At 59.5% G+C, this 12,362-nt stretch carries 5 protein-coding genes; 2 read left to right on the plus strand and 3 right to left on the minus strand.

Going from position 1 to position 12,362, the window contains the following annotated elements:
• Both LOY51_RS15450 and LOY51_RS15455 read left to right on the plus strand, forming a co-directional pair.
• The gene (locus tag LOY51_RS15450) at positions 1-2,556 is read left to right on the plus strand and encodes a DUF8727 domain-containing protein (RefSeq protein WP_258641908.1); all 2,556 of its coding nucleotides are present in this window, start codon (positions 1-3) and stop codon (positions 2,554-2,556) included.
• Entirely contained in the window at positions 2,546-5,890 is a 3,345-nt protein-coding gene (locus LOY51_RS15455; protein ID WP_258641909.1) for a DUF2357 domain-containing protein, read from the plus strand. The genes LOY51_RS15450 and LOY51_RS15455 overlap by 11 nt, the downstream gene beginning before the upstream one ends.
• Before the next feature lie 151 nt (positions 5,891-6,041).
• Here the strand turns inward: LOY51_RS15455 and LOY51_RS15460 are convergent, their stop codons facing one another.
• The 3 genes from LOY51_RS15460 to LOY51_RS15470 are packed head-to-tail and all read right to left on the minus strand — an operon-like array spanning position 6,042 to position 12,017.
• The gene (locus LOY51_RS15460) at positions 6,042-8,765 is read right to left on the minus strand and encodes a DEAD/DEAH box helicase (RefSeq protein WP_258641912.1); all 2,724 of its coding nucleotides are present in this window, start codon (positions 8,763-8,765) and stop codon (positions 6,042-6,044) included.
• The gene (locus LOY51_RS15465) at positions 8,758-10,650 is read right to left on the minus strand and encodes a phospholipase D-like domain-containing protein (RefSeq protein WP_258641914.1); all 1,893 of its coding nucleotides are present in this window, start codon (positions 10,648-10,650) and stop codon (positions 8,758-8,760) included. Before LOY51_RS15465 ends, LOY51_RS15460 begins: the two co-directional genes overlap by 8 nt.
• The gene (locus LOY51_RS15470) at positions 10,647-12,017 is read right to left on the minus strand and encodes a hypothetical protein (RefSeq protein WP_258641917.1); all 1,371 of its coding nucleotides are present in this window, start codon (positions 12,015-12,017) and stop codon (positions 10,647-10,649) included. The genes LOY51_RS15465 and LOY51_RS15470 overlap by 4 nt, the downstream gene beginning before the upstream one ends.
• Positions 12,018-12,362 lie beyond the last annotated feature (345 nt).

Genomic DNA, 12,362 nt, shown 5'->3' on the forward strand with positions numbered 1-12,362 from the left:
ATGGAGCACTCCGACAAGAGGGAAGACGTCGCGAAGCAGGATGCCGCCGCGCACTTGCTGCGTGACGCCGAAATCGCGCTCCGCGAAGCAGCTATTGCCAAGGGCCAGCAAACCCTGGAGGAAAAAGAGCAGCGGCTGACTTCCCAGCAAGAGGCCCTCGCCAGAAAAGCCGCCGAACTCAGCAAGCGGGTAGAACAGCTCAAGGTCGTCGAACAGCAACGCGCAGCGAGCCATGACGAAGAGCGCGTAGCCTTGAATACGGAATTGCGCCAGAAGCGCGCCGAGGGCGAGCGCCAGATGTCGGAAATCCGCGAGCAGCAGCTATCGGCGCTGGAAGAGGAACTTGCCAATCTCCGGGGCAAACGCCTGTCGGAAGTGTCGGCCGCCGGCGACGCCGAGCGCGAGCGCATCCGCGAAGAGCTCAGCAGGCAGCGTGAGGCCTGGACCAGGCAACAGGACGAGGCCCGCGCGCGACTGGATGCAGAAGTGTCCGAACTGGCAAGGCAGAAGGGTGCATTGACCGCCCTGCAAGGCGAAGTGCATGGGCGAGCGATGGAGCTGGAAGCCGCCGAGCGCAACCTGGAACGCAAGGAGCAGCGGCTCGAGGAGCACGCCAGGCGGCGTAGTGAAAAATTCGCGGACGAACTCGAGAGCAACCTGGAGGAAGAGCGCCGGTCGCTGGAAATGCAAAAGCAGTCCTGCATCGAGGACAACCGGCGCCTACGTGAAACCGTTGCCAAACAGGCCGACCTGCTGGGCCTGTTCGAGCTCCTGAAACGCCAGCTCGGGGACACGGACCCGTCCGAGATCCTGCGAAACCTGAACAGCCAGACCGATGAACTGAAGCGCCTGCGCGAAGAGCTCGCCAACCGGCCCACCGAGGAGATGCGCGACAGAGCCCGCGCGCTTGAAAGCGAAACCAAGGCCCACAAGGCCCGGGCGGATGAGCTTGAGCGACAGATCGCGATCAGGGAAGCGGAGTATGAACAGGTCGGTCAGCTACGCCGGAAGAACTCCGAGCTCACTGCGGAAAACCAGTCATTGATGCAAAAGGCTTCGATCTTCGAAGGCGCGGCAAACGAAGCGCAAGTCGAGCTCGACCGGCTGCGGGCCGCTTATGAACGCCCTGCCGAGGTCGAGGCGCGGCACAAGGAAATCGAACGGCCACATTTTGCCGTGGACCGAGCCAGGCTGCCGGTGAAGGCGCAGATCGACGAGCTGACCTGGCTCAGAGGTATCGGCAATGCGTGCAGCCACTACGGCCTGAGTTTCAACCCACGGATCCTCAACGCCTTCCACACGGCCCTGAAGACCGCAGAGTGGTCGCCCCTGACCGTGCTCTCGGGCGTCTCCGGTACCGGCAAGTCCGAACTGCCGCGCCTGTACGCCCACTTCGGCGGCATTTTCTTCGAGCCGCTGTCGGTGCAGCCAAACTGGGACTCGCAGGAGTCCATGCTCGGCTTCTTCAACTCAATCGACAACAAATTCGACGCCCAACCGGTGCTGAACTTCCTCGCACAGAGCCAGAAGCCCTGGAGCGAGGACTACCCCGGCCTGTCCGAGGCCATGTGCCTGGTCCTGCTCGACGAGATGAACCTTGCCCATCCGGAGCTGTACTTTGCCGAATTCCTGAGCAAGCTCGAACTGCGCCGTGGCAGGAAAGGCAGCGACGTGCCCTGGCTGCCGGTGAAGGTCGGCGCAGGCATGCCAGCCTACAAACTACCGCTGGGCCGGAATGTGTTGTGGACTGGAACGATGAACCAGGATGAAACCACCAAGTCTCTTTCCGACAAGGTGCTGGACCGCTCCATCATCGTCAATTTCCCGCGGCCGACCGAATTGAAACGCCGCCTGAAATTGCTGCCGCTCGATGAGCGCAATCGCGGCCCGGCGCTGCACAAATCCGTCTGGCAAAGCTGGCTGGCAGAGGGCAGCAGCTTCTCGGAAGACGAAGTCAAGCCGTACATGGCCTTCATAGAGGCGTTGAATGGAGCACTCTGCGTGGCTGGCCGGGCACTTGGCCATCGGGTATGGCAATCCATCGAGTACTACATGGCCAACTACCCGGAGGTCCGGGCGGCGAAGAATGACAACTCCCCATCCCGACTTGCCGAGGCGATGCATACTGCGTTCGAAGACCAGCTGGTACAGAAGGTCATGCCCAAGCTCCGCGGCATCGACACCCGCGGCAAGAGCAAGACCGACTGCCTCGACAAGATCCGCCACCAGTTGGACAGGGGCATCGCTGGCCGTCCTTTCCACCTCACCGAGGACTTCGATATTGCCTGCGAACTGGGCTACGGCCAGTTCATCTGGCAATCGGCGAACTATCTCAACGCGCCTGGTTCGTCAACAGCGCCGACACAGGTCGACCACCCTGCCCCCACAGCCTCGAACACCCAGGAAGAACCGCCGTCACTGTTCAACATCGGCCTGACTGATCCTGACGAGCGCCGTAGGGCTTGGAACCTGAGGTCCCCGGAGAAACGAGACGAACTGCGCAAGACGTTGGAGGAGAACGCCAGGAAAGGGGGAATCACCGGCCATGACCAGTGAGCACCTGTCGAGCCTTGACTCCGTGCCCCGCAACAAGGCGCACGACAGCACCGCCATCAGCGAGGTGCTCGAGCAGTCGGACTGGTTCTGCCATGCCGTCGACTTCGACCCCAGGAGCGGGCAGGCACTGCCGCAATCGCTGTCGGTGTTTCTGGCCAGGATCGAAGGGTACTCACCGCCCGAGACCGGGTCCCCGTACCGCGACCGCCTATGGCGCATCACCGAACATTGCAGCGCGGCGGTGGATCGGCTTGTCCACTGCCTCAACGAGGCTCCTCGCCGGGAACACGCTTTACTGCCCGCCCATGCGGTACGCGAACTCGATGCCAACAGTTTCATCAAGCTGAGCAATCGCCCGGGACGCACACTGAGGGAAAAGCTGGCAGGCAACCCCTATCTGCAAGGCGTTCGGCGCTCCCAGTCCGTCGACCTGCCGGAGAACCGCCTGTTCAAGGCATGCATGGTGCGTCTGGCGCAATACCTGGAGCTGTGCGTCGAGCGCCATGAACACCAGAACGACCTGTTGTTGACGATTCTGTCCTGGCTGCGCTCCGGCGAAGCGCGGGACATTGGCCGCTGGGAGAACCTGCCGCCCAACAACACGCTTTTGTCACATCGCGATTACCGACAGGTATGGGACGCCTGGCGTTGGCTGCAGTCCCTGGAGGATGACACTGCTCGCGACCTGTCCGAGGTCCACGCACGTCGCCAGACCCGGCATCGCTGGATCACCTACAGCCGTATATGGAGCGAGGGCCGCCACTACCTGGCGGACATGCCGGTTTTCTTCGACTTCGATACCTTCGAGATCCGTCCCTGGTTCAACAGCGTCGCGATGCAGTCGGTACAGGAAAAGATCAAGCGCGGCGCCAGGATCGAAATCCATACACCGGTGTGCGTCGATCTGGCGACCTCACTCCCACGCTATGCTGCGGGCAAAATGGCCAGGCACCTACCTGGTTCTTTTGCATGGCAACTATGGCAAGGCGAGGATGCCGAGGTAGCACTCGACCTGTTTACCTCCGACGCGATCTATCGGCACCCGCAGGTGACGACCCTATTCCCGACGGACCTGTTCTTCTCCCAAGCCGCGCACGAGCACTTGGAGCGCGCCGCACACGCCTTCACCGGCAGGCTGCAGGAAATGTTCAGGCACGACACGCTGATCTGGCTCGTGCCCGATGTCCTCAATGATTTCGAACTCGACGTCACCCGACGCAATCTCAATGCTCGCTTCCAGGGCGCAGTGCCCCTGCCGCGCAGTATTGCCGCCGCGATTCAACACGTGGACTACTCGAAAGTGAGCGCTGGCTATCCGATAGTCGTGATCGACAATGTCGGCGGCAAAACCTGCGTCACGAAACTGGTCGCCAGGCTCGAGCCGGCCCTCAAGGACAAACTCCCGGAAACGAGAGGTTTCTACTGGGAGCGGCATCCTTCGGTGATCATTTCGGACACCCCAGCGGATGAGTCGGAACCCGGCTGCGCCATTACGTCTATCGATGGCCAGAACCAATGGCAACCGCCAGCTATCGCCGCCAGGCCTCCCGTCCTCGACAACTCGGTGCTGAAACAGGACCCGCGCATCGGCGGCTTCGCCTTCGCCATCACCGTGACGCAAAGCCCGGTATCCGGAGGCCTTCATTTTCATACGCTGCAACAACGTGCGGGAGATATCCCCCTGTGGCGCGACGAGATACCTGAACTGACGATCAAGGTGTTCAAGGACGGACGTCCTCAGCGCTTCCAACTGGTGTCCCGTGGCACGACGGTCACGCCGATCCGTGGCAGGCCAGTCAGCATAGAGGTAAAGGAAGATTTCACCCTCCCGGCGGACAGGCCGTTCTACCAGTTCCCCCTCTTCCTGGGCGACAGCCGCGAAGACTTGGGCTACTCGGCCCGCCTGGACTCCTGCGCGTTTCCACTCAAGGAAAGTGTCGACTGTGCGCTCCACCTGACGTTCGAATACGGTGCGGACGCCCCCTATCAGCTGACCTTCATGCCGCGCAATGGCGCGTTTGCACAGGTGCAGGCTACCTGGCGGCGTACCAGGGACCTGGTCGTCAGCGATGCCCCCGCTCCGGAGTACCCCGCTCCGATGGCCTGGGCCGATCTGCGTCATTTGCCAAAACCCGGCAGCAGTGAAACCACTGACTTGCTCAACTGGATAACCCGCGCGATCGCACGACTGGACCAGGATATCTACATCCGTCCCAAGGCCAGGGCCAAGGCCGTGATCAACAAGGAGTGGCGCCCTGACAAGAACGGAGGCTATTTCACGTTCGCTACCACCAGCGCCACTCAGGAACGAGTGTTCGTCCATCAGAAAAATATCTTGGACGGACATCTGTACACGGACTTCGGCGTTGGCGACACCATTTCATACGAACGCCATGAGCAGGGCGGCAAATGCTCTGGCCGTCGGGTTGCCGGCGAGTATCACGAGGAGGTGGAACGACTCAAGCGGTTCGACGAAACAACCAGCAAGAATCTCGTTATGCAGATCCGCAAATCTGTCTATTACCCCATCATCCAGATATGGCGCGATGGTCGCTCCATCGACGATATCGACTGCCCCGGTGTTTTTGCCAAAGCAGCCCGCAGCAATATCGACTACCTCGTTTCTCTGCTGCAGGAAAACGATTTTCCAACGTCGGTGAAAAGTGTAATTCTCGTGCTGATGTGTTGCATGCACAAGAACGTCCCAAGTGGCTTCATCCAGCATCTGTCCGGGCAGCTCGAGAACGGCAGCATTCGCAACCCACAAGCCATTGGCTTCGCCCTGGGACGCCTGGATCAACCCTGGCAGCGGGCGCTTTTCTCGGGCCTCATGCGCAACATCACGGAAAGCGTTCTGCGCACCTTCGCTTGTGCGATCTGGCGAGACCGGCACTTTGTTGAACAATTCGAAGCGACCCAAATGACAATGGTGCTGAAGTCTCTCAACCTGGCGTTGGGGCAGATCAATCCATGCCCGGGAATAAAAGGTGCCGATGACAACAGAGCTGCTGTCAACTGGATGCGCACAACCACCGAGTTACTTGAACTCCTGCTGGGTGTGCTTCGAACGCGAGATGCAGCGGATATGCAACTGAGGATGTTGCTCCAGCCTCATCAGCAGATCACCAAGGCCTTGGCCCGCAGCGTCGAGCGGGTGAGCGAACTCGTTGCACAATCGACTGTCGCTTTGTCTTGCCGGGTACAGATCAATATCGAAAAACCCGAAGGTGATCATACCCCGGACCTGCTTTTTGCCCTGCGCCTTTATCTGACCGGCGACGATGGCGCGAACGCGATCCACATCACCAGAATTTCCGACAGTCAGGACGCATGATCAGCGCAAACCCAGGCGAAGGTGCCTGGGTTTGGTGAGGTTGTGGTCGACGATGGGCGTTGGAAGGCTTCGTACGCGGGAGTAACGGGAAGGCCGCGCTTGCTGGGCATGCTGTGTCCGTATGCCCAGCTCAGCAACTTCCTTCCCAACCTCACTCACTCGGACTATAGGCCTCCAATGGAACCGACCCCGTGCCAAAACACGCAGGGAACGGGTCCGCCGAATTCATCCCCTTCACTGGCGTTCGCAGGTATCGCTTCCAGTCATCGGCAACATGGCGCAAGTCGATTTCATCATCGAACGACGTATGTCGGCAGGCATCCATGCGCGCCTCGACCGCGTATTTGAGAAGCACGAATGAAGCCAGTTGTTCCTGGTCGAACGACTGCGCGAGATAGGGATAGTGGATCGCCAGCTCAGCCTCGCCCTTCTCCTGCAATTGCCGGTTCACCCGGCCGAACAACCTGTCCACACGCCCGACACGCTGCTCGTTGTCACCGGGTGTCCAGGCAATTCCGTAGTGGTGCACCTTGCTGCATTGAAGATGCAGGTTCACACCCTCCTGAAAGACCGAAGTCGCTACCAGCACGTTGGGGTAGAACGGGCTGTTAAAACCGAGAATCAAGCGCCGGCGATCGCCGGAATGACTACTGGCGTACCAGGCAGGGCTTTGCAGGCTGGTAAGAATGCGCCAGTCCTTTTTCCAGTCGGCCAGTCCGTGGGCCGTGATCTTTCCACAGATCTGCTCGAAGCAATCCAAGGCCGCAATGAAGTACTGCCGAATCAACGAGTCGTGAAGGCGCGGGCTCAGCCAATCGATGAAATCCAGATAACGACGTTGAACATCGCCCCCCGTATGCTGGCGACGAAACTCCGTGAACCAACTGTAGAGCTCAATGATGACCGGGCTGGCAAACAGAAAACCCGCTTTTACATAATTGGCGAAATTTTCTGCAATCGCTCGGCCGTGTGGCCCAAGCGCCAACCACGCCTCCAGCCGCCGGCGTGTGGCATCAGGCAACCCTTCATACATCAGGCCCCACAAGGTCGGCATCATTTCTTCGTATTGTTCACCCGCTGGCGACGCGTGTTCCCCGTGCAGCACAAGACGCGCTCGCAGCGCCGCACCGCCATAGTCGTCCCGATTACGCTCGCCCACGCGCTTGCGGTCATACCCGGTGTATCCGCCCTTGCGGTAGTCACTTGCCGGCTCCAGCAACAACGAAAACAGACTGTCCGGCTTGCGCAAGCGCAAGCTGAAGTTCGAGCAATCCGTACTGCGGTCCTTTCCCTGTTTCTTGACCACGAACAGGTCAGCAATGTGCGAGGCCAGTTTTTCATCACCCTCCAGGCCATCAATGGCTTGCGCCTGGTCGTCATCGTGAAGAAGATCCTCGTCGTCCGATTCTTCGGCCGTCTGCTGGCAGACATACCGGCTGAAAAACGCCCGCGACCAGTTCTTCTTCTGCCACCCCTTCAACAGCCTTTCCGAGTCTTCCGGACGCCAGGCCTGGACGATACGCCGCGCCAGCTTCAGGTCACTGTCCGCGTTCATGCGCTGGGTAATCTCCCGCACCGAAGCGATCCGCCGCACAAATACCAGGTGCTTGTGCTCGTGCAATGGTAATCGCGTGTCGAAGACATCCTCGGGCTGACATTCATGCATCAGCGTATCGTACTTGGGATGATCAGGGTGGCTCTGGAAGTACTCACGGTGCAGCTGGGTAAGCTGAGTCAGGATCCCGGTATCCGGAGCACCGGAAAATGCCTGAGCGGAGTGTTCCTGTTCCAGCGGTGCGGTCGCGCTGGCCGCGCTACCTGGCTGGGTACCAACGGACTCGAAGCCTTCGAGATAGCCGTACAGGAACCTGCGGCCGCCACTCTTATGGCCTTGTTGCTGCACCAGCTTCTTCTGGTACAGCGCGAAAAACATCTCGGCCTCGGGGTTGTTATGGAAACTGGCTGGCAGCGTTTTTTCATGACGGTAGTTATATTTGTTACGGTAACCCTCAGCCCCCTGCATCAGGCGCAAACGACGCAATGCGTACTGGGTCAGCAGCTTATCCGGAGCGGGTTGCGACCCGTCAGCCGGTGGGTCGATGAAGTAGCCGAGAATGGAGGCTATGTCCCGAAGCGAGGAATGGCTGGGCGTCGCGGTAAGCAACAAAACTTTCTGTGCGAGCCGCCCCCCCACTTCCCCGAAGAACTTTCGTGCGGCCTTGGCACGTTGAGAACCGCCATCGGCATTACGGAAATAATGAGCCTCATCCACAACGACCAGGTCGAAACCCTTGTTTCCCAGCGATGACTTGAGCTCACGGTGAATCCTGGCAGCCTCAACCTGGGCTTTGCCGGCCACATCACCCGATTGCTTGTCCTGCCACTCAACCAGGTTGCTGAGGGAATGGATAGTGGTGAAGTAAAACTGCCCGCTGCCCTCCTTCACCGCATCACTCAGTTCACGAAGCCGCTTGTAAATCTGCGCCTCGTGCAACGGCTTTTTCTCAGGCCCATTGCAGGTCAGGTGCGAACCGCCTTTATAGTGATCGCGCAGGAACGCGGCATACTCACGCGCCCACTGGTGGCAGATGTCTTCCCTGGGAGCCATGACCAGCACCTTGGCATTGGGCTTCAGCTTCCACAGCAACGCGATGATGCCCAATGCCTGGAACGTCTTGCCCATGCCGACCTCATCGGCCAGCAATGCCACATTGTGCATGGACAACTTGTTCCACAAACCGGCAACACCTTCGATTTGCCGGGCGGGCATGGAGATGTCCTGGCCCGAGTACTGCCACGCGTCATTGCCTGCGTCGAAGTTGATCCAGTTCGCGACCTGTTCCGGCTTCAAACCACCCCAGTCGATTTCACGCATAGCCACACTCCTTCTGCACGCGGCGAACATAGGCCAGCTTTCTTTGCAGCTCCTTTGGCAAGCGCGGCGTCTGCACCTTCAGTGTCGACCACAGTTCGTCCCCAGGCTTACGGTGCCCGGCCTTGCGGTACAGCCCGGCGGCCAGTTGGTGAAGCGAATTGACCTCCTGGGCCAGGAACCAGTTGAACACGCTGGGCTGGCTGCCGCTAATCTGCTGGCGTGCCTTGGCCGCCAGTTCCTGAAGGCAGCCCGGATGAACGAATGCCCATTGTTCGATATCGGAAGCTGCGCGCAAACGCTCGCGATACTGCTCGATTGCCTGGAACAACCGGAAGTAAGACAACGCGTCCTGTTCGATGACAGGTGAAGGCGCCGTTGGGTCCTCATCCGGCCCGGCACCATTGCGCAGGCAGGCACGCAACACGGTGTTGTTATCGCTGTTCGGATCGACCCCGGCCACCAGGCTGTCGAGCAGGTCCTTCAGCGATTCGAAACCTTGTACACGCCGGAACGACTGGTCGCTCTCGACAATGATGCCCCTAAACACCGCTGGGCCCTTCTTGCGCAGAAGAATGGCGTAGCTATGGTCGGCGAGCATGGCCTCGTTATCCGGCGTCACCTGCTCGATCGGTATCAGCAACCACTTGCCCTGCTGGCGCCGTGTGCGCCACTGCAGGGGTATCGGTTCGCTTACACCCGGCAACTTCAGCCAATAAAGATTGCCGGGTTTGTCTACCCACCAATTGCCTGATACCGAAAAACAGGCACGCTTCCAGTCGTAGTGCACCTGCAGGTCGAAGGGCAGCTCTTGCGGCACATCCAGGCGATCCTCCGCCAACAACTGGTCGCTGGCAAAATCGGCCTCGGTGACGCCAATGCGCGCTCCCAGCATGTCTGCGTTGCGTTTGACGTTCAGCACGATACCGGCTTCGATATTGCGCTGATCAAAACTGCTGGTCCCGGCATGGGTGAAGTTCCACGAGCCGATCGCCAGGCGCCCCCCCTGATGGGTGTGAAAGAGCCAGGCCTTGGCATGGGTGATTTCGGTGAGCGGATCAGGCGCAGACGGGTTTTTGTGGAACGCGAGCGCGTCCGTCTTGATGCAGGCCGCCAACGCTTCGCTCCAGGGCGTCCGGAGGTACCGGCCCTCCAAGCGGTCTGCGACCAGAGCCACCTTCAAATCAGGATTACCTGTTTGCGCCCGGAGTCGCTCCAGCAAGTCGGGCATGTCGGCCGCCAGGTAGGGGGACCAGACCTGCAGCGAGGTGATGCGGTCCTGCACCATGAGATGCTCAAGGAAGGTGCGTTTGTCGAAACTGTGCACGAATTGCCAATCACGCCCCTCGGCCAGACGAGGCTGGGTGCGCCAGCGGAGCTCAAGCTCCAGAGGCTCGGCCAAGGCATCGAAGAACTTCTGAATCTGCCTGTATTGCTCGTTATTGCAGACGCGCTGGAAGGTGAACACCTCCTGATTGCGCCCCCAGCCGCCGACGCTCAGGTTCGCGCTGCCCGCACCCAACACCATGTCCCCTTTCTTACTCTCCAGAAAGATGAGCTTGGGATGAAACAACGTGTGCTCGGTAAAACCAGGGTAAGTGTTCAGGGCGCGAGCAGACACACAGTGAACGTTGATGGCCGTGCGCTTGTACTGGTCGGCCCCCATCATTCGCTTGTCGCAGAACACCCGGAAGTCGATGTCTTTCTCAACCAGGTGTGTCTGGAAACCTTCGAAGTCCAGGCGGTTGCGCGGCGGGTCCATATTCAGCACTGCCGGCAGCAGATGGGATTCGACAAAACCCAGATTGAGGTTGAAGGTGGTCAGCCAGACCCGTTTGAGCTCGCCCATTTCCTTCAGTTGCTGCTTGAAGGCCTCGATCAGTTTCATGCGGCCACCCCGTGCAAGCCCGCAAGCAAGTGCCGGAACTGGGGAATGTAGTACTGGTGCACCCAGCCACCCAACGGTCGCTCGGCAGGGGTCGGCTCACTGCGGGGCCGCACATGAATCTTTAGCTGGTTACCATCTGCCCGGGTCACCCACGGCGACTGGCCACGACTTTCCATGATGAGCGCGTGATAGCTCAACAATGCGTCCATCTGTGCGTCGGCACCGCCCTGCCCTGCCACGTTCAACAAACTTTGCAGACGTGCTTGCCCGGTAGTGGAAAGCACCGTCGTCATGGACGTGTCTGCATTGATGGCTGCCGCACAGGTGGCCAGGGTCGAGGTATTACGCCCCAAGGCTTTCCAGCGCTGCCAGACCCTTCTGACGGGCTGGGACTTCTCGGCCAGCATCAGGTGGAACAACAGGTCCACCTCGCTGAGCAGCGGTTCCAGCAAGCGTACATGCGCGAGCTTTCGCTGTGCGTCTTTCGCCAGCGGCTGCTTCATCGCCTCCTCGAAGACATTCGCAGCAGACCCGTCGCCGTGCTTGGGCGAACTCAACACGTTATACAAGGCTCCCGGGGCACCCCGATCCAGGCCTGTGATGGACAACCAGAAATCGCATGTTCTGGCACCTACCGCCGCCGATGACGCAAAGGCCTCGACCATAGCCTTGGGAAGCGTTGCTGGTATGTCCTGGAAGGCAGTCTTAGGCTGGCTGCGACTGCTTGCCAGCAGGTCTTTCAAGTGAGGACGCAGGAGGTTGTAGAGACGAAAAAGCGTTGGGGTTTTGCTGATCAACGCATCTACGTCTTTCCACAGCAGCGTGGCTGTGGGCAGGTTGTAGCGATAGTGACGGTCGAAGAAGCCCATTTCCACCAACGGCGTCTTGTAGCGGCCGCTCACGCCCAGCAGGGTTTGCCGAACCAGCACCTGCGCTTCGGGGACATGGCTGAAGGTGAGCGAAGGGTTCCCTGTACTGTCGAACCAGACTCTTCGCGCCTTGCTGATCCCCAGCACGCCAGTGGTTTCGAGGCCCGCGGTATTTTCATGGGCGATGACGCTGTAGACGTTGAGGTTTTCCAAGTACACCAAACAGGCATGCTTGAACTTGAGGTCGTGTTTGCCGTTGTAGATCTTCCTCAACCCGATGCCTAGCGCAATCGAGTCGTCCTCGACCAGGCTCTTGATCAAGAAGTGATTGAACAGGTTCAGGGTGAAATTGCGGATATCGTTGGAAATGGAACTGATCCGGTTCTGGAAAATCTGCTGGCCAAACCCAGACCAGATCACCTGCAACCCCAAGGGGTCGATATTCAGTTCATTACCGAGGCTTTCGTCGTACTCGGTCAGAAAAGCATCTAGCAACACACCCGGATACCTCTAAAACGGACAATCCCTTTGTATCCGCCCTTGAAGCTGGCTGGATCCAACCCGGCCCGAAAAATTGCATTTTGCCACTATCACTGTCAAGGCCGGTGCCGTCGTCGAGCAGGGTATTTTTCAAGCCAGGATGCCCTGCTCCGGGGTAGTGAAAAAAAATGATCCGCGCTTCATCTTCTGGATCCGCAGGGCTAATCCACCTCCCCTCATATTTGATGTGCTCGGGCCGTTATCACACAGTCAGGGTGGATATAGCTGCCGCTCGAGGCAAGCGCCCCCTAAAGGCGCGGCCTCGCCCTGCTTCTGGCCCTCTCGCCATGTAGCTACTCTGAA

Origin of the sequence: Pseudomonas sichuanensis (genome assembly GCF_024749065.1) — a bacterium.
Taxonomy (GTDB): Bacteria; Pseudomonadota; Gammaproteobacteria; order Pseudomonadales; family Pseudomonadaceae; genus Aquipseudomonas; species Aquipseudomonas sichuanensis.

Coding starts and splice junctions, on each gene's coding strand:
- LOY51_RS15465 (WP_258641914.1), bottom strand. CDS start 10,650: ATGAAACTGATCGAGGCCTTCAAGCAGCAACTGAAGGAAATGGGCGAG.
- LOY51_RS15460 (WP_258641912.1), bottom strand. CDS start 8,765: ATGCGTGAAATCGACTGGGGTGGTTTGAAGCCGGAACAGGTCGCGAAC.
- LOY51_RS15455 (WP_258641909.1), top strand. CDS start 2,546: ATGACCAGTGAGCACCTGTCGAGCCTTGACTCCGTGCCCCGCAACAAG.
- LOY51_RS15450 (WP_258641908.1), top strand. CDS start 1: ATGGAGCACTCCGACAAGAGGGAAGACGTCGCGAAGCAGGATGCCGCC.